Origin of the sequence: Pseudidiomarina fusca, from assembly GCF_032227045.1 — a bacterium.
GTDB lineage: Bacteria > Pseudomonadota > Gammaproteobacteria > Enterobacterales > Alteromonadaceae > Pseudidiomarina > Pseudidiomarina fusca.
In genome coordinates, this window is sequence record NZ_JANFPJ010000001.1 from 89,408 (window position 1) to 113,346 (window position 23,939).

The following is a 23,939-nucleotide window of genomic DNA, read 5'->3' on the forward strand; positions in this document are numbered from 1 at the left end:
TAGTAGTTGCTGTTTTGAGCAGGATCAATTGCTGAGCAGATTTTATTTATACGCTGATAGATCATTCTGGCACTGGCTAAACAATTCAAGTTGTGTTTCTCGCATCGTGGTTTGTACGTTAAATATTGCCAGCAGGGTATGAAAAAGGTTGTCGTGGCTGGCTTTCTGTTCTGTCTGCTGCTGTATACATGAGGTGTTTACCTTTTGACCTGTGATGTAGTTTTCGGACATCCACCATAGCAGTGGTATATGTGTCTGAGCTGTGGGAGCCATCCAGTACGGTAGCCCATGCAGGTAAATGCCATTTTCGCCCAGAGATTCCCCATGATCTGAAACATATAGCATGGCGGTTTGATAGTCCTTGGCCGCTGACAACTGCTTGATAACGGTAGCCAGCAACTGGTCGGTTGCAATAATGCTGTTATCATACGCATTGATCACATCTTGCTGTGAACACAACGGTAGTTGCTTGTTTTGACATTCCGGCACAAAAGCTTTGTCGGTTATTGCACTGCGCCGGTAATACTCCGGGCCATGACTGCCCAGTTGATGAAGCACGATCAGGCGGTCTTTTGTGGCGGTATTAGCCTTGCTAAGGTAAACCGGTAGCCGCTCGGTGAGTACACTGTCCAGACACTGGCCTTTGTCACAGCTGGAGTGATTTTGTTGCTCAAATAAAAACTCTGACGGTACACGGTTGCACACGCCTTTGCAGCCTGAGTTATTATCAAGCCAAGACACTTCAACACCGGCGTGTTGCAGTATATCCAGAACATTACTGCTGTTTTTGGCAGTGCTTTCTATATAGTCGGTACGCGACAGAGCCGAAAACATACAAGGTAAAGAGTGAGCCGTAGCCGTACCGCATGATGACGCTTGTTTAAAGCTATATACAGGCAGTGCACTGAGCAGCGGGGTGGTATTTCTGACATAACCATTTAGCCCAAAGTGATCGGCCCTGGCTGTTTCTCCGACCACCAAAACAATCAGCTTGGGTTTTGTCGAGGACGTTGCCGCAGGTAGCTGTTTGGCATCGAGACCAAGCTGATTAAAACTGACCGGAAATGCCGTTTTACGGATGTTATTGGCCAACGATACTGTGGCTGACAGGGTGCTGACGGGCAGTGCCAGATAACGTACTTCGCGGAAGTTGCGAAAAAAAGGCGCTAACTGTGAGTAATTGATTGTAACAATACTGAGCAGCGTTAGTATAATCAGCAGTATTGCCGCCAGCCAGTGCAGTAAAAAGCGTTTGCTGCGCACCATTTTGGTTCGGATAACGGTAACCGCCAGCAATGGAAACAGCATCAGCTTGGTCAATTGCCACAACATCCCGCCAGACAACAACCCTTGTGCTTCAGCCGGATCGGTTTCCAGTGCATTTTGCAGCATACTTTTATCAATGACGACACCGTAACTGGTATTAAAATACAGTGCGGTTGAGCCCAGCAGAAAGAGCAATAAAAATACCGGCTTTTGTACAGGCCGGAAGCTGAACAAGGTGAGTAACAGAAAATTCAGTAAAAATAATAATGATACAAGGCTGAGTTGTAATGAATACTGGCCTGCTGCCCTGGCTTGTATGGCATCGAAAAAGGGCGTGTTCAGTAGTAGGGTCATTGCCAAAGCGCCGACAAAAGCAAACCAGAGCGGATGCCATAGTGGCGAGCTATGGTTAAATGCTATGGTTTGCCGGGGCAGGGGTACTGTTTGCAAATGTGCGGTGGGCGTTAGGTCTGACATAAGCTTTCCATAATCTACTGATATGCAACGCAGCTTATGGGGCGGTGCTTAAGAAATGCTTAAATTCCTGTGGATCCTTAACAAACTATTGCTGCTACCTATAGCAGAAAGCCCTTTAAGGGCTTTCACAAGGGATATCATCGTTGTATTTACGTTCACGATACAGGTAAGAAGGAAGTTGTACCTGTGCTAAAGCCTGCTGTTGTTGCAAGGGGCTTACCGCTTCTTCAGAGAGCGTTAATTGCTGGTGTTCACGATTATAGTTGGCACTAACCGCCTTACCATCGGGTTTCAGAATAGTAAGTTTATCCTCTGTCATCAGGGCAAACAGATTGTCAAACTGTATCAGAGCCCGCCCAGAACTGGTACTGTCCAGCAACAGATCACGTCCCGTCATCGGGTGACAGGACGATATCCCAGCCATGCTAAGCAGAGTGGGAGCCAGATCAATCTGACTACTTAAGGTTGTGAGTATTTCAGGCTGAGTGTCTGCGCCCAGAATTAGTCCTGGAATGCGAAACTTTTCCACCGGGATCAGGTTACTGCCATATACCCTGTTATCATGATCTGCTACTACCAGAAACAGCGTATCCTGCCAATAAGGGCTTTTCATTGCTTGCTCAAAAAAGCGGCCCATTGACCAGTCTGCATATTTCACTGCATTGTAAGCCGTATTTTTAGGCTCTTGGTATAGTGAAATCCGGCCGTCCGGGAATTCGAAAGGTTCATGATTGCTAGAGGAAAATATCAGGCTGAAAAACGGTTGCTGCTGTTGATGCAGGGCCAATAACTGCTGATGTGCAGTTCTGAACAAGTCTTCATCGCTGGCTCCCCAACTACCTACCAGCACCGGATTACTGATTTTAGGTAAATCCACAATCTCCTGAAAACCATTGCCGGTAAAAAAGCTACGCATATTATCAAAGTGTGCTTCGCCACCATAAATAAACTGAGTGTGGTAGCCCTGTTTTTTTAAGATGGATGCCAGAGTGGTAAAACCTTGCTGACTGTTTGACAGCTTTACCGTGCTTTGGGCCGGTGTCGGCATAAAGCCGGCAACAACCGCTTCAATACCGCGTACTGAGCGAGTACCGGTAGCATACAGATTGTCAAACCAGATGCCTTGCTGTTTCAGCTGTTCCAGCTCTGGAGTGACCGGTGCGCCGCCAAGTGATTCAACAAAGGTGGCGCCCTGGCTTTCCATCAACACTATTACTATGTTCAGCGGTTTATTACGCTGTTTTACGGCTTGTTGCCAGTGTAAGGTTGGGTATTCTGCATTATTAAAATCATATTGCTGCAGCCAGGGCCAGTTAAGGCTTAAATTCAGCATTTGTGTCTCTGGCAGTTTACCGTATATTTCGCTGGAACGGGCTTCATGTTTGAGGTTATACAAGGCAAATAAAACCGAATAGCCCGAGTTGATGACGAGAGAATTCACCATAGCATCAGAGGTAATTGCAAACAGCGCCGGGTTAGCAGGGCGGTGTGCTGTAGTGGAACGGATGCCGGCAAATACCATAAAAACCACCAGGGGCCACAGTAGTAAATGCTGGCGCAGTGGCCATACTTGCAATGTGTGCTTCGGTAGCCTTAGCGCCCGGTGCAGCAGTAGAGCGGCTGCGACAGTTAACACGGTTCCTGCCACCAGTGGCAATCGGAAGCCATGCCATAAGGTAGAGAAAACTTCTTTCGGGTATTTCAGATACTCAATGTACAAGCGGTTTGGCCGTATATCGTATTGCTGAATAAAGGCAGGGGTGGATAGTTCGATAAATGCAATAAGGATTAAACCCGTCAGGCACCACCAATAGCTAAAACGAAACCAGCTGTGCTGTAATCCGGGACGCGCCCAGCACAGCGATAACAGAACGGGTATTGCAGACCAGATACAAAGTAGAATCAGGTCGGCCCGAATCCCCTGCAGGAATATCATGCCCAATTGGTCTGTAGGTGCTACCCTGTCATATAGCCATAGCACCAGACCAAGCCGGGCCGCACTTAATAGTACCAACCCGATAAGAATCATACGTAGTAAGTAGGTGTAGGGACCGCATGTTATTTGTCGTAATACCGGGAATTTTACTGCAGAAACTTTAGTCATAGAGGCTCGCCGTACTGCCAGATAGAGTGGCTGCAAGGCTAACGAACAATGCTTAAGACTTTCTTAAGACTGTGCTTTTATACTGTTATCTCCAATCATAGGGGGGTATATGAAATCAGAGGCTAAAGGGGTTAAACGGATCATGCTGGCCGGAGTCAATTCGTGGCAAGGGCTGGCCAGTAGCTGGAGATCAGAAGCGGCAATACGGCAGGAAATTATCTTATTACTGGTATTGCTACCTGTAGCCTTGTGGGTTGATGTATCTGCGGCCGAGCGTGCGCTATTGTTATTGAGTGCATTACTGATTCTGATCGTGGAGCTATTAAATACCGGCATTGAAGTGGTGGTGGATCGCATTGGCAGTGAATATCACGAGCTAAGCGGTAAAGCGAAAGATATTGGGTCGGCAGCTGTATTAATAACGCTCGTTGCCAGTGCCGCCGTCTGGTTATGTATTTTACTCTAAGCTAGCTGGAAAAAGCCTTTATGAGATTGTTACTGGTTGAAGATGATAGCCTGCTTGCGCAGGGGTTAATTACTGCATTATCACGTATGCATTACCGGACAGAACACTGTATTACCGGTTCGCAAGCCATAGTGGCAGCAACCAGTAGCGGGTTTGATGTGATTATTCTGGATCTGGGGTTGCCAGACGGGTTGGCATTACATGTAATTAAAACCTTACGGGCTAAAAAGGTTACAACACCTATTCTGGTGCTGACGGCATGGGATCATCTTGAAACCAAGGTTGAGGCATTAAATGCCGGCGCTGATGATTATGTGCTGAAACCCTGCGATAGCAGAGAAATTGAAGCCCGTTTAAGAGTATTACTGCGGCGTTATCAGCAACGACAGCAGGACATCCTGACTTGTCAGGAAGTAGAAATGAATATGCAGCAGCATCTTTGCCGCTATCAGGGGCGGGATATAGTACTGACTTCACGTGAGTTTTTGATCCTGAAAGAGTTTATGTTACATCCGGATAAAATTCTGAGTAGACAGTATCTGGATGAACTCAGTTCGGGCTGGACAGGCGAAACAGAAAGTAACTCCATAGAGGTGCATATTCATAATATCCGTAAAAAAACTACAGCATCGCTGATAAAAACGGTCAGAGGAGTCGGTTATATGCTGGTGAGTCATCGTGAAAATTAACAGTATTCGCCGGATGCTGTTGCTCAGTGTTAATGCGGTTATCCTGTTAATGTTACTGATTACCAGCCTGAACACATGGTTTAATGTTCATCATGAAATTGACGAGTTATTTGATGCTCAGTTGGCACAGTATGCACGGTTAGTTCGTCATTTACTGGTAGAGCCCAATACTCCCCTGACTGCAGATAGTGATCACGCCATTGAAATGCCATTTTTGCTGGACGATGGCATAGAGCGTACTTCTGCAGAAGAACGGTATTCCGAGGGGCATAAGTACGAAAGCAAAATTGCAGTTCAGGTCTGGCATGAAAATGGTCAACTGTTAATCCGTTCCGGTAATGTCGGCAAAACGCCATTGTTGCCCAAACAGTCAGGTTTTCACGAGATCCGGCATAATCAATACCTGTGGATTGGCTTTAGCTTATATGTGCCTGATGAAAAAGCCTGGATCTTTACTGCGCAACGGGAAGATGTTCGGGACGAGTTAAGCTGGCATTTAACACTGAATCAGTTGTTACCGCTGGGGATAGCGATATTGCCAATAATATTACTGGTTTGGCTTGCTGTGGAATGGGGCACGAAGCCGGTGCGGGAATTATCGAAAAAGCTGGCAGAAACCAACCCTACTGAATTACAACCTATTGAGATGCCGTTGCCGCGAGAGTTAAAGCCATTCAAGGACGCTGTGAATAAACTAATGGCTGAGTTAAAAGCTTATCTTAAAAAAGAAAAAATGTTTATTGCGGATGTATCTCATGAATTAAGAACCCCGCTTAGTGTTTTACAAGTGCATACCGATAATCTGGAAAAAGCGACCGATAGCCAAGAGCAACGTACAGCGATACAAGCCATTGGAAAAAGTACACGCCGTCTGGCACACCTGGTTAAGCAGTTAATGGAAACAGAAAAACTGGAGCATAATATTGTACTGCAATATCAGGAAATTCAGCTTCTTAGGCTAACAGAAGATGCTTTGGCGTCGGTTGATTTGCCGCTAATTGATCGCGTAATTTGGGTGGTCGATATACCAAAGCAGCTACAGGTTCGTGTCGATCCTGCATTATTTCATGCTGCATTGCGTAATTTACTGGACAATGCGGCTAAGTATGCACCTGCTCAAAGTGAGGTCAGTATCAAGGCGCGTATAGAACAGCACGCTGTAGTGATAAGTGTGAGTAATGCAATTAATGGTGATATTACGCTTGAGCTAGCCCGATTGGGAGAGCGCTTTTTCCGGAGTTATGGTCATCAGGATGTTGCAGGAGCTGGCCTTGGATTATCGATTACCCGCAAAATTGTTAACTTACACGGCGGAAAGTTAGTTTTTTCACAAGACATAACCGGGCGTTTTGTAACAGAGCTCTTTTTGCCACAAACAACATAAAATAAGAGACAGCTTTTATAGCTACAGACTTGAGAAAGATTAAAACTGACTATACTATAGGGGAGTATAGTTACGGAGTACGGTATGACTCATTCAATTACCAATAAACCCAAGTTACTGACGCGGGTACGGCGGATTAAAGGTCAGGTTGAAGGGCTGGAAAAACAGCTGCTGGCCGAAGGTGATTGTAGTAAAGTACTACAGCAAATTGCTGCGGTGCGAGGTGCTATAAATGGCCTGATGACTGAGATACTGGAACACCATATTCGTGATCATCTGGCAGGCGATAACCTGGAGCCTTTACAGCGCGACGCGGATGTAGAACAGGTTATTAGCGTATTGCGCTCGTACCTTAAAAGCTAACTTCGTTAAATTAGTAAGGCGGTCATTATTTTGATAAGCAACTACGCACTGACTAAAACACCACTAAGCAGAATGTTGATGGCATTACTGCTGGTGGTGCAATTGTTATGCGTAGTTTCCAGCGCTTTCGCTGTTGAACATTCTGCTGATGATATTCATCATCAAATATCATGGTCTGACACCAGTACGGTTGTAGCCGCAGAACAATCATCATTAACTGATGCCTCACTTCATGCAGGTTGCGACCATTGTAGTCATTGCCATGCCGCACATATTGGCTTGTTTAAACCAGCTCCGGCTTTGCCGGTAATTGGTAATGAATTGCTGGTGTCTTACTTAAATTATCTACCCTCTTCCCCTAAACGAAGCATTTACCGCCCACCCATCAGCTGATTCTGTTTTTTTGGTTTTTACATTACCTATAACAGGATTTTGCTATGTTCTTAAAAATGAATTGCAAACGCTTTGCAGCGTTAGGTTTATTGGCTGCTGGCAGTGTGCTGCTGAGCCTGACAGTAAATGCCGCTGAACCTGCAACAGCAGAGTTAACGCTGCAACAGGCAGCAAAGCGGGTGTTACAACAACATCCACAGCTACACGTATTTGATTGGCGCTTAAAAGCAGCGGCGGGTCAGCAGCAATTGGCAGAGCTAACGCCAGGCTATGAACTCGGCGTGCAGGCCGATAATGCCTTTGGCACTGGTGATATGTCGGGTGTTAAAAGCCTCGAAGTTACGGTGTCGTTGTCTTCCGTTATTGAGCTTGGCGATAAGCGCCAGGCCCGGATGGCGGTGTCCAGTGCAAGTCAGGGATTATTGCTGGCGCAGCGCCAGGCCGCGAGCCTGGATTTACTGGGCGAGCTGACCCAGCGTTTTGTAACTGTGCTGACATTGCAGCAAAAAACGGCGCTGGCGGCACAAACCGTCAGTATGACTGAGCAGGCTTTAACGCTGGTGACGCAGCGGGTGCAGCGTGGTGCAGCACCGGAGGCCGAGCAACTAAGGGCGAAAGTGGCTTTTAAGCAAGCACAGTTGCAGCATGGCTTACTGCAAACCGAGCTGGATAGCAGCAAGTTGGCGCTGGTCAGTTTATGGGGGGCGGAACAAGCCGATTTTAATCAGGTTAGTGGTGATTTATTTCAGCTGGCGCAAAGCCCCTCCTTTCAAACACTTTATCAACAAGTGCTGGCAACCCCCACTGTGGAGGTTTTTGCAGCCCGGCAACGCTTGCGTGATGCTGAGCTGACACTGGCGCAAAGTCAGTCGGCGGGTGATGTACGCTGGCAGATTGGAGCCATGCGTTCACAAGAAAGCCGGGATTTTGGTTTGGTTGCCGGCGTGTCAGTGCCTTTGTTTAGTAAACAGCGTAATCAGGGTGCGATAACTGCGGCGCAGGCAGAGTCTCAAGCGGAACAGTTTGAAAAAGAAACTGCCTTGCTGGATTTACGCGCCCGCTTGTATCAGGCCTGGCAAACTCACCGTTACAGCAGTATGGCTGTGAAAGATATGCAGCGCGATATTCTGCCGGTGTTGGAGCAGGCACTACAACAAACTGAAGACGCATACCGCCGTGGCCGTTATGGCTATGCAGAGTGGATTTCTGCTCGTCAGGCACTACAGGACGCTCAGCTTGAGTTGGTTAATGCTGCCAGTACCGCACTGAGCAATCAGGTACTGATTGAACAGCTTGCCGGTGTTGCGCTTGCGGCATCACCTCTGGCGATAAAGACACCCACTCAGCTTATCACTACTGAATCAGGATCTTCCAAATGAAATATTCCGCGTTATTCCTTGCATTACTGATCGCTCAGGGTATGGCTGTTGCACCTGCTCAGGCCGGGCCGGGCCATAGCCATGATGAAAAACCGAAAACGGCACAAACAAACAGCGCTCATGCCCATGATGATAGCGGGCACGATCATGGCAGCGACCATGATGATGATCACGATGAAGCCGCAACGATTGATGCCGACATGGCAAAAAGGGTAGGGATTGAAGTGGCGACGGCAGGTGCTGGCACCATTGAACGCCATATTCCGTTATACGGTGAGCTTGTCATCCCACCTAACCGTCAGGCACAGGTGCGAGCCCGTTTTCCTGGCATGATTACCCAGATAAAGCCTGCAGTTGGCGACACAGTGAAAAAAGGTGAGGTGCTGGCGCTGGTGGAATCCAATGACAGCCTGCGCACTTATCCGGTTACCGCGCCGATAGCGGGGGTGTTATTACAGCAATATGCCAGTCAGGGCGAATACACAGCCGGTGAAACGTTATTTTCACTGGCAGACAGCAGCATACTGTGGGCTGAGCTGAAAGTATTCCCGGCCGCAATGGATGAGATAAAAACGGGTTTGCCGGTGCATATCGAAGCTCGCGGTGGCAGGGTTGATAGTCAGATCACCCATATTTTGCCGGCCTCCGGCCAGCCTTATGTATTGGCGCGGGTTGAACTAGATAACAGCAACGGCCGTTTTTCTGCCGGAGAGCGGGTCAGTGCGCTGGTGGATGCTGAAATCATAGCTGTTTCTCTGGTGATAGATAACACGGCCTTACAGGATCTGGGAGGTAAGCCGGTGGTGTTTGTGCGCGAAGGCAACCGCTATGAACCGCGGCCACTGCAGCTAGGCCGCACCGATGGGCGCTTTACTGAAGTGCTGTCTGGTCTACATGCTGCTGAAGAGTATGTGGTGGTAAATAGTTATCTGATTAAGGCTGAGATCGAAAAAGCCGGCGCAGCTCACGAACACTAAAATTTGCCTGGCTGCGCTTTGGTTCTGCGGCGTTAAAAACCGGCTCAGCATGCTCATTTACCGCATGTAAACTGCGCTGCTTCGCCCGTTCTTGCCTTGCGTAACCTTTGCTCGCTCAGGCAGATGAAAAGGAGATAAACATGATTGAAGCTATCGTTCGTTTCTCAATTGAGCGACGGTATCTGATGCTGGGCCTGATCTTGTTACTGATTGGCGCCGGGCTGTGGAGTTACCAGCGATTACCTATCGATGCAGTACCTGATATTACCAACGTACAGGTACAAATTAACACTGAAGCGCCTGGCTATTCACCTTTGGAAGCCGAGCAACGGATTACCTTTGTGGTGGAAACGGCGCTTTATGGCTTGCCAAAACTAAAATATACCCGTTCGTTGTCACGTTACGGGCTGTCACAGGTTACGGTGGTGTTTGAAGAAGGCACCGACATTTATTTTGCCCGTAACCTGCTTAATGAGCGGCTTGGCAGTATCAAGAATGCACTGCCTGCCGGACTGGAACCACAAATGGGACCCATTGCTACTGGCCTGGGTGAAATATTTGTTTATACCGTCGATGTTAAACCCGGCGCTACTGATGCAAATGGCAAACCGCTTGATGCCATGTATTTGCGTGAAGTACAGGACTGGATTATCAAACCGCAACTGGCGCAAGTGCCCGGTGTGGTTGAGGTTAATACCATCGGTGGTTATGACAAACAGTACCACGTGATGCCTGATCCGGCAAAAATGCTGGCCATGGGTGTGACATTGCCGCAACTGTCAGAGGCGCTGCTTAGCAATAATGCTAACCGTGGGGCAGGTTATATTGAGCGTAATGGCCAGCAATTACTGGTGCGTTCGCCCAGCCAGCTCAGTACTATCAGCAGTATTGAAAATGTGGTGGTAGCGCTAAATGGCTCAGTACCTATCCGGATAAAAGATGTGGCAGAAGTAGGGCTTGGTAAAGAGTTACGTACCGGTGCCGCCACCCGTGACGGCCACGAAACCGTAATGGGTACGGTGATGATGCTGCTGGGTGAAAACTCGCGGACCGTTGCCCGCGATGCTGCTCAAAAGCTGGAAGAGATAAAAGCTTCCCTGCCAGAAAATGTGATTGTTGAAGCGGTATATGACCGTACCACGCTGGTAGATAAAACCATTGCGACTGTGCAAAAAAATCTGCTGGAAGGGGCATTACTGGTCATTGTGGTGCTGTTTGTGCTGCTGGGGAATATCCGCGCGGCACTGATTACCGCCGCCGTAATCCCGCTGGCAATGTTGGCCACCATTACCGGTATGGTACAGCAAGGCGTATCAGCTAACTTGATGAGCCTGGGAGCGCTGGATTTTGGCCTGATTGTCGATGGTGCGGTGATTATTGTCGAAAACTGTATCCGGCGCTTAGGAATGGCACAACACCAAAATGGTGGCTTGCTGGCACTGCGCGAACGCTTAAACGTGGTGTTTGCTGCAACGACCGAAGTGATTAAACCCAGTTTGTTTGGGGTAGCGATTATCACGGTAGTGTATATCCCGATTTTTGCCCTGACCGGCGTTGAAGGCAAAATGTTTCACCCAATGGCCGCTACAGTAGTAATGGCATTACTGGCCGCTATGGTGCTGTCACTGACTGTGGTTCCTGCCGCCGTTGCCGTGTTTATGAGCGGTAAAATCAACGAACAGGAAAGCCGGGTTATTGTGGCTGCAAAATCACTGTATCGTCCGGTGTTGCATGCCGTAATCAAGCTGCGTTTGCTGGTTGCTGGTTTGGCAACGCTGCTGGTCGCGGTTTGTTTATGGCTTGCCACCACGCTGGGATCGGAATTTATCCCACAATTGGATGAAGGCGATATTGCCTTGCATGCGATGCGGGTAACCGGTACCGGGCTGGAGCAGTCAGTTGCAATGCAGGAAGTACTGGAGCAGCGGATTAAGCAATTTCCTGAAGTTGATAAGGTTTTTGCCAAAATTGGTACGCCGGAAGTAGCAACTGATCCGATGCCGCCGAACGTTGCAGACAACTTTGTTATTTTAAAACCGCGCAGCGAATGGCCGGATCCGCGTAAAACCAAAGCGGCGCTGGTAGCTGAAATGGAACAGGCACTGGAACAACTGCCTGGTAATAACTACGAGTTTACCCAGCCGATTCAGATGCGTTTTAACGAGCTGATTTCTGGTGTGCGTTCGGATGTGGGCATTAAAGTGTTTGGTGATGACCTGGATGTGCTGTTAAGCGTAGCAAACAGCATTGAGCAGGTTGCCAACAGTATTAGCGGCGCGGCAGATGTGAAAACAGAACAGGTATCCGGTTTACCGGTACTGTCGGTAATGCCAAAGCTAACGGCTTTATCCCGTTACGGACTAACAGTCAGCCAGTTTCAGGATATCATCGCCATGTCGATTGGTGGCGAAGAGGCGGGGCTAATCTATGAAGGTGATCGCCGGTTTCAGCTAATAGTTCGTTTACCGGAGCAAATCCGCAGTGATATTGATAGCCTGTCATGGCTGCCTATTCCAACGCCGGATGGAGGCTATGTACCGCTAAATGAAATTGCTACGCTGGATATTCAACCGGCACCGGCACAAATCAGCCGCGAAAATGGTAAGCGCCGTATTGTGGTATCGGCTAATGTGCGCGAGCGCGATCTGGGTAGCTTTGTTGCCGAACTGAAACAGCGGATTAGTGCCGACGTCACTCTGCCAGCCGGTTACTGGCTGGATTATGGCGGTACTTTTGAGCAATTGGAGTCGGCCAGTAAACGGCTGGCAATCGTAGTGCCGGTGACCTTATTGCTGATTATCGCCTTGTTGGTGATGGCGTTTAATTCGCTCAAAGATGCACTGATTATCTTTACCGGTGTGCCACTGGCACTGACGGGGGGCGTACTGGCACTGTGGCTGCGCGATATGCCGCTGTCTATTTCAGCCGGTGTCGGCTTTATTGCCTTGTCTGGTGTCGCGGTGCTGAACGGTCTGGTAATGGTATCGTTTATGCGCCAGCTATGGCAGGAAAAAGGCGATTTACTGTATGCCGTGGTTGAAGGCGCGTTGATCCGGTTACGTCCGGTATTGATGACAGCGCTGGTGGCCAGCCTGGGGTTTGTGCCAATGGCGTTGAATACCGGCACCGGGGCAGAAGTACAGCGCCCGCTGGCAACAGTAGTGATTGGCGGTATTATCTCGGCTACTTTGCTGACATTAGTAGTACTGCCGGCGTTATACCACTGGCTGCATCAGAATGACCAAAGGTTAGCTGATTAGATCGTTGTCATCCTCAATTCAATAATGTGGCAAGCGTTACCGCGGGATGACCCTATCGGTTATCCCGCGCATGCTACAACCGTAAAAGGTAAAGTGTTCTGCCTCTGCCAGAGCGGGAGAGTTTTATCGCGTTTGTCTAGGGCGTGTTGGCGGCGCTACCGCAATAAAATCGGGTTAAAACAGTGCTGATTTTGCACAGCAAAACCTGAGATAAGTTATTTATCTCAGGTTTTGGCGGCTATCTTCTACACTTACAGGTAGAATACGCCTTTATTTGCGCGTCTGCCGTCTTTGTTCAGCGCCCACCTGTAGGATCTGTGATGAAAAAAACCTTTGCCTTAACTCACCCCAAGCTGCAACCGGCGCGTTTAGTTGACGCTATTAAACACGAAATTCGCAAATATCTGGCCCGTGAACGGCGCAAAGCGGTGCCGGCCGGTAAAGACTATTGGACCTTTGATTGCCGCTTTGGCGCCTCAGAGGCGGAAGCAAAGCCAATGTTCACCTCAGAAATCAACCAACATATCGATGCAGCGGCTGCGCAGCAGTGGCCACAGTTTTATATCGAAATTCTGGCCCGTGCCTGTAATCACAAGCCGCGCCCGGATAGCGATCTTGAGTAAGCTTCACTTTTAAACTGCAGCCAGGCTGCAGAGGAATTCTTATGCAATTTTCAGCTTTAAATTTGGCACCAGACTTACTGCGTGGCTTAACAGCATGTGGTTTTAGTGAGCTTACGCCAGTGCAGGCGCAGGCGATAGTGCCGGCGCGGCGCGGCAAAGATTTACAGGTTACTGCGCAAACCGGAACCGGTAAAACCGCGGCCTTTGCTATTCCATTATTACAACGCTTGGTAGATACGCCGCAAGCCGTGGTTGAGCGGCGGCCCCGGGCGTTAATTTTAACGCCAACCCGGGAGCTTGCCGAGCAGATTGCCAATGCGATTAGTGCCTATGCCCAATTTTTGCCCCTTAGCGTCACTGCGATTTATGGCGGCGTTAAAATGGGCGGGCAGGCCAGTAAATTACAGGCCGGCGTTGATATCGTGGTCAGTACGCCGGGCCGCTTAATTGAGCATATGGCGCTGGGTAACGTGATCTTAAGTGACGTTGCTTTTGTGGTGCTGGATGAGGCTGATCGTATGCTTGATATGGGCTTTAGTACTGATGTGCTGAAGTTAGTGGAGATGACCGCAGCCAGCCGGCAAACACTGCTGTTTTCTGCGACCACGTCGCCGGCAGTGAATGAACTGTCTCACAAGATTTTGAAAAATCATCAGCAAATCCGGGTAGCGAAAACCAACAGCACTGCCGACACGGTGGAGCATGTGGTGTATCCGGTAGAGGAAAGTCGCAAAATCGAGTTATTTGAGCAACTGTTAGCTGAGCACAACTGGTTTCAGGTGCTGGTTTTTACCAGTACCAAAGAGCAGGCCGATCGGTTACTCGCCGATCTGCAAAAAGCTAAAGTCAATGCTGCGGTTTGTCATGCCGATAAAAGCCAGGGCAGTCGTCGCCGCGCACTGGCCGATTTTAAATCAGCCAAACTGCAGGTACTGATTGCTACTGAAGTTGCCGCCCGGGGTCTGGATATCCAGGGGCTGGATTATGTGGTGAACTTTAACTTGCCGTATTTACCGGAAGACTATGTCCACCGCATAGGTCGCACCGGGCGCGCTGGCGCCAAGGGGCAGGCGATCTCCTTTGTCAGCCGTGAAGAAGAGCAGAGCCTGGAGCGCATTCAAAAGCTGATTGGCAGTACTATTGCGCGGGTGGTGAAACCCGGCTTTGAAGTCAGCAACCGCGGCAGCTTGTTAAAAAGCATTTCGCGTAAAGTGCTTGGCACCCGCGCCAATAAAGCCAGCGCGACCCAGATTGATGTTGCCACCCCGAAAGCAAAAGCAAAAAAGCCAGCCGGCAGCGCAGCGGTAAAACCTGGTAAAGCCCGCCGCAGCTAAGCTCAATACATTCACAGCACGCAGCGCAAACCGTTATCGTGAATGGCGGTTCTGCGCTGGCGCACCGTGCGACTTTAGTCGATAGCTTAAATCTGCAGCACTTACGCCAGAATGCCGTTATTACAAGCAGTTACACTCAATAGTGCGGCCTGGTCAGTGTGCGGGGAATGGCATAAAAATCACGATGAATAACGCTTAGCGCTTTACTTCCTACCGCTAAGGGTTAGAATACGCGCGCTGTTCTGAGCAAAGACTACACCGCTCTGGTTATATAAGGTAATTGCAATGCATCCGATGTTAAACATCGCGGTCCGCGCTGCCCGTTTCACCGGTAACGTCATCATTTTCGTCGGTATTATGCTGGCCGGAATCCTCTGTCTGGTTTCGCAACGCCGTGTCTGTAAAACGCCCGTCCTTATGTTATCTGCCAAGCTCTTGCCTCAGTCTCAACCTCTTTATTTGCTGCGCTGTTTTATCTCCCGCGTCCGCCATCTTAGGGTGTATTACCACTATGCCGGACGCCCTGATAACAGCCGGCACGCCAGGGTCGGCCCAACGTATTCCTGCCTCCCTGCCAACCGCTTTTCGTTTACTACCGCTGTTTTGTCGCTGTTATCTGTCGCCCTGAGCAAGCAAGCCTGTGCTGCCACAGGGATGCAGGGCGCTTATGGTCACTCAGGCTAAAAGACAAAACACAGTTCAGTTAACGGCAAGGTTCACTCACTTTTAATTTAAACCGTGCAATATCTAGCGGAGAGCTTTGGCAATGGTACTGACTCTGACATCCACACTGGCACTATTTGTATTAATAGCGCTGTCGACCGTGGTTTTTTTCGCAGCTAAACGTTTTTGAACTCAAAGCGCAGAAAGTCAGTAAACCTAAATACAGGTCAGTTGACTCAAATTTGAATTGTTTCGAAACCCTCATCAACAGCTAAATCGCTACCACTTGCGGCAGTGCGCGCTAATTCATCACAGCGTTCATTTTGTGGATGACCAGCGTGGCCCTTAACCCAGTCCCAGCGCACGTTATGGCGAGCTGCCGCAGCATCTATTAAACGCCATAAATCAGCGTTTTTGACGGGTTTGCGATTGGCGGTTCGCCACCCATTGTTTTTCCACTTGTGAATCCACTCTTCAATGCCTTGTTTAAGGTATTGGCTATCCGTGGTTAGTACCACATCGCACGGTCGCTTTAACGCGTCTAAGCCGATAATCGCGGCTAACATTTCCATTCTATTGTTCGTGGTTAACCGAAATCCAGCAGCAAACTCTTTGCGATGTTTACCGTATTCAATAACCACGCCATAACCGCCAGGGCCAGGGTTACCTAAGCAGGAGCCATCCGTATATATATGCACTGTTTGCATGCTAAAACGTTATCTCTAAGTAATGATTTAAGGCGCAGTTTAGCAGACCTGACAAATAAATGCGTCATAGCAAAGTCAGTATACAGTTGTTAAACTCTAACGATTATTGTTGGTGTGCAGGATTGCTAGCAGTCTTCCACAGGTAAACGTCAGGTTTATCACTGGGCAAGTGATATCAATTTAATTTGGAAAGAAGCACAAACTCTTATGCGGCAAATCGTTTTAGATACAGAAACTACTGGGTTACGCCCAGAAGAAGGCCACCGAATTATAGAAATTGGCGCCGTTGAAGTCATCAAGCGCAAGCTAACGGGGCGTACCTTTCATGTCTATATCAATCCGCAGCGGGTAGTTGAGCAAGAAGCGATTGATGTACACGGTATCACCAATGATTTTTTACAAGATAAACCGGTTTTTGCACAAATTGCGGAAGAGTTCATTGATTTCATCCAAGGTGCAGAATTGGTTATCCATAATGCCCCCTTCGATGTGGGCTTTATGGATCATGAGTTTGCTTTATTGCGCAACGGCACGGGGAAGACTATCGACTATTGTAGTGTGCTCGATACCCTCAAGTTATCGCAACAGATGCGTCCTGGCCAACGCCACACTCTAGATGCTTTATGTCGTGCCTACGGGGTAGATAACTCAAACCGGACTTTTCACGGCGCATTATTAGATGCTGAATTATTAGCGGATGTGTATTTGCTTATGACGGGTGGGCAAACCGCATTAGAGTTGCCCGGTAACCGAGCGAACGGAGAACTCAGTAGTGGTTGGACACCAGTGCTAAATAAACCCGCACTTAAGGTAGTGCAAGCATCAGCAGCAGAGCAACAGGCTCACCAACAAAGGTTAGCGTTAATCAATGATGCATTGTGGCAAGAATAGGCCATAGCAGAGTAAGTGGTAGGGTAAATTGAACAAATTTTGCGGCTTTTGCATTTTTTTTAAGCAAACGATTCAAAAACACAAAAAAAGGGTTGACGGAACATTCCAGCACTCGTAATATTCGCTCCGCATTCAGGGGGACCCAGTCGGGTTGCCCAGAGTTAGGAAAGCGGAGCGGTAGTTCAGTTGGTTAGAATACCGGCCTGTCACGCCGGGGGTCGCGGGTTCGCGTCCCGTCCGCTCCGCCACTTTCCTGACATTGGTTTCATACCGCTGCGGAGCGGTAGTTCAGTTGGGTAGAATACCGGCCTGTCACGCCGGGGGTCGCGGGTTCGAGTCCCGTCCGCTCCGCCACTTTCCTGAAATTGGTTTCATACCGCTGCGGAGCGGTAGTTCAGTTGGTTAGAATACCGGCCTGTCACGCCGGGGGTCGCGGGTTCGAGTCCCGTCCGCTCCGCCACTTTCCTGCAATTGGTTTCATACCGCTGCGGAGCGGTAGTTCAGTTGGGTAGAATACCGGCCTGTCACGCCGGGGGTCGCGGGTTCGAGTCCCGTCCGCTCCGCCATTTCAAACAAATTTCTTATTTTCTTTTGGAGTGTCGTGCGATGAGTTTGGCTGATGCCTGCTTGACGTGTGGGGCTTGCTGCGCGTCTTATCGTGTGTCTTTTTATTGGGGCGAAGCAACAGGCGCACCCCAAGGTCATGTTCCAAGCGAACTAACCGAATCTTTTCATCCTCATCTTCTTTGCATGCAAGGCACGAATCAACGTGAACCTCGTTGTATTGCCTTAGTTGGCGCTATCGGGGAGCAGGTTAGCTGCAGCATTTACCCGGATCGACCCAGTCCATGTCGAGAATTTGCTATGTCGATAGACGGTAGTAATCCCTACTGTGATAAAGCCCGCGCGAAGTATGGCCTGTTACCACTCATTTCGGTGCATGAAGTAGCCTAACAGGTTAAAACGCAAAGATTGTGCCACGAATAGCTCTTGAGCCTTACTCCTTAGGCAGGTACATTAGTACGGTTAAAGCATTTAACCACAAGGGAGATAAGATTATGCGCAAGAGCCTTATTGCTGTTGCTATCGGTGCGGCCATTTCAGTTGCCGCTTGTTCTGATAAAGACGCTAGCCAAACCACCGTTGAGTCAGCTAAAACTGAGCAGGTTGCGGCTAGTTCACTAAGCCAAAGCAATCCATTCTACGCTGCAAGTACACTTCCATATCAGGCTCCAGATTTTACCAAAATCCGTTTTGAGCATTATCAACCAGCATTTGAAGCTGGTATGGCAGAGCATAGTAAGGAAATTGAGGCTATTGCTAACAACAGCGCAGCACCAACTTTTGAAAACACCATCGTAGCTATGGAAAAAGCAGGTGCTTTATTAAGCCGAGTTTCTTCAGTTTTTTATAACGTTGCTGGATCGAATGGGAACGATGACACTCGGGCTTTGCAAGGCGAGCTCGCACCAAAAATGGCACAGCATCGCGACAATATTATGCTTAATCCAACCTTGTTTGCTCGGGTTAAAGCAGTGTACGACAACCGAGCTGAACTAGAAGGCGAAGCGTTGCGCTTGGTTGAAGATACGTACAAAGGTTTCGTTCGTGCTGGTGCTGAACTAGACGCTGAGGCGCAAACCAAGATCCGTGCAATTAACTCTGAAACGTCTTCATTAACCACAGAGTTTCAGCGTAACCTGATGACGCTAGCTAACGAAAACTTGATCGTTGTTGATAGTGCTGACGAATTAGCTGGACTTAGCGAGAGTGAGATTCAAAGTCTGGCCGACGCTGCTGCGGCTGCTGGTCATGAAGGTAAATATGCCATTCGGATTACCAACACGACCCGTCAACCAGTGTTGGCATCATTAGAGAATCGTGAACTACGTCAGCGTATTTGGGAAGCTTCCGCTTATCGTGGTACTGGTAACACAGCGACAGATAACCGTCCTTTAGTAAAACGCTTGGCTGAACTACGTGCTCAAAAAGCTGAGCTACTTGGTTACGACACTTGGGGTGATTACGTATTAGAAACTAGCATGGCCGCTAAGCCAGCAGCAGCGCAAGCTATGTTACGTGATTTGGTACCAGCAGTAGTGAGTAACGTGGCCGCTGAACAAGTTGCAATTCAAGAGATGATTGAGGCAGAAGGTGGCGATTTCGAAGTGCAGCCATGGGATTGGGCATATTATGCCGAAAAAGTTCGGGCAGAAAAATATGCTTTAGATGCTAACGAAGTGAAGCAATACTTTGAGTTTAATCGAGTGGTTGAAGATGGCGTGTTCTATGCTATGAATCAATTATTTGGTATTACTTTCGAAAAACTAGATAACATCCCAACTTATGGTGATGACATCATGGTTTACGAGGTTAAAGACGTTAATGGTGAAACATTAGGCCTGTTCTATGGCGACTGGTTTACTCGTGATGGCAAGCGCGGCGGAGCTTGGATGAGCTCATTCGTGTCTCAGTCACACTTATTAGATAGCAAGCCGGTTATTTTGAATAACCAGAACATCAAAAAAGCAGCCGAAGGCCCAACGCTGTTGAGTTTTGACGAAGTAAGCACCATGTTCCACGAAATGGGACACGCTTTGCACGGAATGTTCTCTGATGTCATGTATCCATCGTTGGCAGGTACGTCAGTATCACGTGACTACGTTGAATTTCCTTCAACTTTCCAAGAAGATTGGATGTTGAACGAGCAAGTATTAAATAACTTTGCTAAACATTACGAAACCGGTGAACCGATTCCTGCTGAATTACTTGATAAAGTGTTGGCTGCGAAAAACTTCAACATGGGTTATGACACCTTAGAATATATTGCGTCAGCCTTGTTGGATTTGGAATACCACACGCTATCAGCTGATGCTGCTAGCAGCATTGACGATGTGGCGGCGTTTGAAGCAGCCGCGCTTGAACGCAATGGTGTAGCAGTAGCTGCAGTACCACCGCGTTATAAGTCGACTTTCTTTGCGCACGTTTTTGCTGGTGGCTATTCAGCTGGTTACTACGCTTATATGTGGTCTGAAGTGTTAGCCGCTGACGCCTTTGCCTTTATGCAGCAAAACGGTGGTTTGACCCTAGAAAACGGTCAAGCATTCCGTGACACTATCCTTTCTAAAGGGAATAGCAAAGAGCCGATGCAGCAATACATCGATTTCCGTGGTCAAGAGCCTACCGTTGAAGCCTTATTACAACGCCGTGGCTTAACTGCTCCGAAAATTGATTAATAGCTGATTTCGTACAATAAAAGAGGACAGAGCTAGCTCTGTCCTCTTTTTTTTGGTATATAAGCAGGTAAATATTTTGTAACAGCGAGTTTTTGAATGCCTGATGTTTTGTTCGCCTCTCAGCCTATCTACGATCGCGAAGGCAAGGTTTATGCGCATGAGTTACTTTACCGTCACGAACATGGCATTACTGCCTTTGAAGTTGGCGACAGTGTGGCTACCAGTGAGGTGTTATTTAACCTTTGTACTGGCGTCTTAGACTATGTAGAACATCACAAGCAACCAGTTTGTATCAATGTATCCACGGATTTTCTGCTCTCTGGGCAATTTTTGCCGATTGCACCAGAACATGTCATTATTGAACTCGTAGAACGGTTAGAGCCAACAGCAGAAATTATTGAGGCAATAAAAAATTGGGTCGCTAAAGGGTTTCGGTTTGCTTTGGATGATTTTGAATTTCAACAAAGCTGGGATCCACTGCTTGAATTTGCTGCAATCATCAAGGTTGATATCGAGCGAACAGGATTAGAGCTGGCGCAGCAACGGTTGCAGCAGTTGCAGCATCTTGATGTATTGTGGCTAGCCGAGCGGATTGAAGATGAACTTACGCTTAATCAGTATCGTGAGCTTGGCTTTGATTTGTTTCAGGGATACTTCTTAGCTAGACCCAAACTGATTGAGGGCACAAAAGTGCCTTCGCCTGCAGCACAGCAATTAACCTTGTTGATTAATCAGCTGTTTGTCGATGAACCGGAGCTTTATGAGATCGTGGCTGCCTTACAAACCGACCCGGTGTTGGTCGTTAACTTGCTCCGAATCGCCAATAGTCCTTATTATGGTTTGACTCGCAAAATTGAATCACTTAAAGAAGTCGTCATGCTCTTGGGTTTAGAGCCGTTGCGAAAGTGGGTGTTGTTGATTTTATCCGTGCAAGGACATACGCCTGAACAAGCGAAATTGGTATTGACTCGGGCCTATATGTGTAGCGAGTTAGTTCGTGCTAAAGACCCTTTTAATCGACTTTCTGGGCCTGCTTTTTTAGCGGGTTTACTGTCTGGTTCTGATATTCTATTAGGGTTAGATAAAACTCAGTTTATTGAAGGTCTTAATATTGCTGATAATGTCCGCGATGCTGTCCTAAAAGGCAAAGGTGAGTTAGGCGTGGTGCTGGCGGCAGTAGAGCGCTTCGAGTACGACCTAGCGATGAAACGACCTTTGCAAAGGCAAGAACAATTGTTTGAAATTTATCAACAATGTCATTTCTTAGTAGAGCAGCTGCTAAGCCACGTTGGAGCTAGTCAATAACTCTATACTGGCAATATTCCCTACCAGTTACGACCCTTGTATAAGATGCAGGCGCTAGTGCACGGCGCCTGATCCTGCTATAATCCGCATCACTTTTTAGACCTGAACTGATGAATAGGAATCACTATGTCGATTGATAGTTCAAAGATTATCTACACAGAAACAGATGAAGCTCCTCGTTTAGCAACGTATTCGTTACTGCCGATTATTCGTGCGTTTACTGATGCTGCAGGAGTCGTGGTGGAAACTCGTGATATTTCTTTAGCGGGTCGAATCATTGCTAATTTTTCAGAATACTTAAAGCCAGAGCAGCGCATCAATGATGCTTTGGCAGAATTGGGCGAGTTAGCCAAAACTCCTGAAGCCAATATTATTAAATTGCCCAATATCAGTGCTTCTATTCCACAGTTAACTGCAGCTATTAAAGAATTACAAAGCCAAGGTTATGCGTTGCCGAATTACCCATTTGAGCCACAAACGGATGAAGAACGCGATATTAAAGCGCGTTATGACAAAATTAAAGGCTCAGCAGTAAATCCTGTCTTGCGTGAAGGTAATTCAGATCGTCGTGCTCCAGCATCGGTAAAAAACTATGCTAAAAAACATCCGCACCGCATGGGAAGTTGGAGTAAAGACTCCAAAACTCACGTGGCGCATATGCATGATGGTGATTTTTACAGTAGTGAGCAATCAACCACCTTTGCTGCCGCAGATGATCTGAAAATTATTCTAAATACTCCAGCTGGCCCAACAGTACTGAAAGAATCCGTTAAAGTGATGGCAGGCGAAGTTGTCGATGCGGCATGTATGAACGTGCAGGCATTACGCGAGTTTTTTGCCACTGAAACAGCAGCAGCAAAAGAACAAGGTGTGCTGTTATCTTTGCATTTGAAAGCGACCATGATGAAGGTGTCAGATCCCATCATGTTTGGCCATGCCGTAACTGTATTCTTCCAAGATGTGTTTGCTAAGCATGCGGATACCTTCAAGCAGCTAGGCGTAGATGCAACGAATGGCTTTGGTGATGTGTTAGCCAAGATCGCAGATTTACCAGCCGACCAACGCAGCGCTATAGAAGCGGATATCGCGGCAGTGTACAGCGAGCAACCTAAACTAGCTATGGTGAACTCAGATAAGGGTATTACTAACCTTCATGTGCCTAGTGATGTGATTATTGATGCATCGATGCCAGCGATGATTCGTGATGGCGGCAAGATGTGGGATGCGGATGGTAAAACCCAAGATACAAAAGCGATGATTCCTGATCGCTGTTATGCGGGTGTGTATCAAGCAACGATTGAATTCTGTCAGCAACATGGCGCATTTGATCCAGCCACTATGGGTACCGTTCCGAACGTAGGCCTGATGGCTCAAAAAGCGGAAGAGTACGGTTCACATGACAAAACTTTTGAAATTCCTGCCGACGGTACCGTTGTCGTAGTGAACCAAGCCGGTGAGCAAGTGTTTTCTCATGACGTGCAGAAAGGCGATATTTGGCGGATGTGCCAAGTAAAAGACGCGCCCATTCGTGACTGGGTTAAGTTGGCAGTCAATCGTTCACGCTTAAGTGGTATGCCTGCGGTATTCTGGTTGGATGCTGCACGAGCTCACGATGCTGAATTAATTAAAAAGGTAAATCAGTACCTGCAAGAGCATGATACAGATGGCCTCGATTTACGCATTATGGCACCTACAGAAGCGACCTTGCACACGCTGGCGCGTATGAAAGAAGGCAAGGACACGATTTCTGTTACTGGGAACGTATTGCGCGATTATTTGACTGACTTATTCCCGATTCTTGAGTTGGGAACCTCAGCTAAAATGTTGTCGATTGTACCCTTGATGAACGGCGGTGGTTTATTCGAAACTGGTGCAGGCGGATCAGCACCTAAACATGTGCAGCAGTTTGTAGAAGAAAACTACTTACGTTGGGATTCGCTAGGCGAGTTCTTGGCATTAGCAGCATCGTTAGAGCATTTAGCACAGCGTACTAACAATGATCGCGCGCAAGTGCTGGCTGATGCGTTGGATGCAGCAACTGCTAAGTTCTTAGAGAACGATAAATCACCAGCGCGTAAGTTAGGGCAGATTGATAATCGTGGTAGTCACTTCTATCTTGGCATGTATTGGGCTGAGGCATTAGCTGCACAAACCAAGGATGCAGCGTTAGCTGAGCGATTTGGTAAGTTGGCCGCGTTTTTAACTGAAAACGAAGCAACTATCGTGGCTGAATTAAATCAAGTGCAAGGTACACCGGTAGAAATCGGTGGCTACTATGAACCAAATGCTGATTTAGTTGCGAAGGCGATGCGCCCATCTGCAACGTTAAATGAAGCACTTGAGCGCTTGTAAGTCATAGCAAATAAGAGTCATGAAGAGCCCCGCACTAGTGTTTAGTGCGGGGCTTTTTTTATGGCTAAAC

Annotated in this window: 19 protein-coding genes and 4 tRNA genes; 20 read left to right on the forward strand and 3 right to left on the reverse strand. The window is 48.0% G+C overall.

Translation table 11 applies throughout. The features are described 5' to 3' along the window. Window positions 1-42: 42 nt before the first annotated feature. Together NOG12_RS00475 and NOG12_RS00480 are read right to left on the reverse strand one after the other, a co-directional pair. Window positions 43-1,743, reverse strand: coding sequence for a phosphoethanolamine transferase (locus tag NOG12_RS00475; protein WP_008984043.1), 1,701 nt, complete (start codon window positions 1,741-1,743; stop codon window positions 43-45). 115 nt (window positions 1,744-1,858) lie between these two features. Further along, window positions 1,859-3,847, reverse strand: coding sequence for an LTA synthase family protein (locus NOG12_RS00480; RefSeq protein WP_050979281.1), 1,989 nt, complete (start codon window positions 3,845-3,847; stop codon window positions 1,859-1,861). A gap of 109 nt (window positions 3,848-3,956) precedes the next feature. On the opposite strand from NOG12_RS00480, the gene NOG12_RS00485 reads away from it, so the two are divergent. From NOG12_RS00485 to NOG12_RS00535, 11 genes are all read left to right on the forward strand, one after another. After that, window positions 3,957-4,313 carry a diacylglycerol kinase gene (locus NOG12_RS00485; RefSeq protein WP_008223741.1) on the forward strand — a complete coding sequence of 119 codons (357 nt, stop codon included), beginning with the start codon at window positions 3,957-3,959 and terminating at the stop codon, window positions 4,311-4,313. A gap of 20 nt (window positions 4,314-4,333) precedes the next feature. Continuing rightward, window positions 4,334-5,002, forward strand: coding sequence for a response regulator (locus tag NOG12_RS00490; RefSeq protein ID WP_008984041.1), 669 nt, complete (start codon window positions 4,334-4,336; stop codon window positions 5,000-5,002). Continuing rightward, window positions 4,992-6,386 carry an ATP-binding protein gene (locus NOG12_RS00495; protein WP_008984040.1) on the forward strand — a complete coding sequence of 465 codons (1,395 nt, stop codon included), beginning with the start codon at window positions 4,992-4,994 and terminating at the stop codon, window positions 6,384-6,386. Before NOG12_RS00490 ends, NOG12_RS00495 begins: the two co-directional genes overlap by 11 nt. A gap of 84 nt (window positions 6,387-6,470) precedes the next feature. Then, window positions 6,471-6,749, forward strand: coding sequence for a metal/formaldehyde-sensitive transcriptional repressor (locus NOG12_RS00500; RefSeq protein WP_008984039.1), 279 nt, complete (start codon window positions 6,471-6,473; stop codon window positions 6,747-6,749). A 78-nt stretch (window positions 6,750-6,827) separates the two neighbouring features. Then, window positions 6,828-7,142 carry a hypothetical protein gene (locus tag NOG12_RS00505; RefSeq protein WP_008984038.1) on the forward strand — a complete coding sequence of 105 codons (315 nt, stop codon included), beginning with the start codon at window positions 6,828-6,830 and terminating at the stop codon, window positions 7,140-7,142. 44 nt (window positions 7,143-7,186) lie between these two features. Further along, window positions 7,187-8,521: a TolC family protein gene (locus NOG12_RS00510; RefSeq protein ID WP_008984037.1), complete on the forward strand. Its 1,335-nt coding sequence runs from the start codon at window positions 7,187-7,189 to the stop codon at window positions 8,519-8,521. Beyond that, the gene (locus NOG12_RS00515) at window positions 8,518-9,498 is read left to right on the forward strand and encodes an efflux RND transporter periplasmic adaptor subunit (RefSeq protein WP_313932115.1); all 981 of its coding nucleotides are present in this window, start codon (window positions 8,518-8,520) and stop codon (window positions 9,496-9,498) included. The genes NOG12_RS00510 and NOG12_RS00515 overlap by 4 nt, the downstream gene beginning before the upstream one ends. Window positions 9,499-9,638: 140 nt before the next feature. Continuing rightward, a complete protein-coding gene (locus NOG12_RS00520; RefSeq protein ID WP_008607707.1) occupies window positions 9,639-12,758 on the forward strand; it encodes an efflux RND transporter permease subunit in 3,120 nt (1,039 codons plus the stop codon). Between the two features lie 320 nt (window positions 12,759-13,078). Continuing rightward, window positions 13,079-13,381 (forward strand): DUF6172 family protein, encoded by a 303-nt coding sequence (locus NOG12_RS00525; RefSeq protein ID WP_313932116.1) that lies wholly within the window; start codon window positions 13,079-13,081, stop codon window positions 13,379-13,381. Between the two features lie 41 nt (window positions 13,382-13,422). Continuing rightward, window positions 13,423-14,715 (forward strand): DEAD/DEAH box helicase, encoded by a 1,293-nt coding sequence (locus NOG12_RS00530; RefSeq protein ID WP_313932117.1) that lies wholly within the window; start codon window positions 13,423-13,425, stop codon window positions 14,713-14,715. A gap of 285 nt (window positions 14,716-15,000) precedes the next feature. Next, entirely contained in the window at window positions 15,001-15,399 is a 399-nt protein-coding gene (locus tag NOG12_RS00535) for a hypothetical protein (protein ID WP_313932118.1), read from the forward strand. A gap of 215 nt (window positions 15,400-15,614) precedes the next feature. Here NOG12_RS00535 and rnhA read toward each other — a convergent pair whose 3' ends face one another. Then, on the reverse strand, window positions 15,615-16,085 hold the full coding sequence (gene rnhA / locus NOG12_RS00540; protein WP_110075435.1) for a ribonuclease HI: 471 nt from the start codon (window positions 16,083-16,085) through the stop codon (window positions 15,615-15,617). A gap of 207 nt (window positions 16,086-16,292) precedes the next feature. On the opposite strand from rnhA, the gene dnaQ reads away from it, so the two are divergent. The 9 genes from dnaQ (at window position 16,293) to NOG12_RS00585 (ending at window position 23,869) form a co-directional block, all read left to right on the forward strand. Then, window positions 16,293-16,976 carry a DNA polymerase III subunit epsilon gene (gene dnaQ / locus NOG12_RS00545; RefSeq protein ID WP_110075434.1) on the forward strand — a complete coding sequence of 228 codons (684 nt, stop codon included), beginning with the start codon at window positions 16,293-16,295 and terminating at the stop codon, window positions 16,974-16,976. Window positions 16,977-17,147: 171 nt separating this feature from the next. Then, window positions 17,148-17,224, forward strand: a tRNA-Asp gene (locus NOG12_RS00550). 29 nt (window positions 17,225-17,253) lie between these two features. Next, window positions 17,254-17,330: transfer RNA gene (locus NOG12_RS00555), tRNA-Asp, on the forward strand. 29 nt (window positions 17,331-17,359) lie between these two features. Further along, a tRNA-Asp gene (locus NOG12_RS00560) sits at window positions 17,360-17,436 on the forward strand. 29 nt (window positions 17,437-17,465) lie between these two features. After that, a tRNA-Asp gene (locus NOG12_RS00565) sits at window positions 17,466-17,542 on the forward strand. Between the two features lie 40 nt (window positions 17,543-17,582). Beyond that, a complete protein-coding gene (locus tag NOG12_RS00570) occupies window positions 17,583-17,930 on the forward strand; it encodes a YkgJ family cysteine cluster protein (RefSeq protein ID WP_110075433.1) in 348 nt (115 codons plus the stop codon). Between the two features lie 104 nt (window positions 17,931-18,034). Next, entirely contained in the window at window positions 18,035-20,212 is a 2,178-nt protein-coding gene (locus NOG12_RS00575; RefSeq protein ID WP_313932119.1) for a M3 family metallopeptidase, read from the forward strand. A gap of 96 nt (window positions 20,213-20,308) precedes the next feature. Beyond that, complete coding sequence (locus tag NOG12_RS00580; protein ID WP_313932120.1) at window positions 20,309-21,517, forward strand: EAL and HDOD domain-containing protein; 1,209 nt, start codon at window positions 20,309-20,311, stop codon at window positions 21,515-21,517. Window positions 21,518-21,643: 126 nt separating this feature from the next. After that, window positions 21,644-23,869, forward strand: a complete 2,226-nt coding sequence (locus tag NOG12_RS00585; RefSeq protein WP_313932121.1) for an NADP-dependent isocitrate dehydrogenase — start codon at window positions 21,644-21,646, stop codon at window positions 23,867-23,869. The last annotated feature ends 70 nt before the right edge of the window (window positions 23,870-23,939 follow it).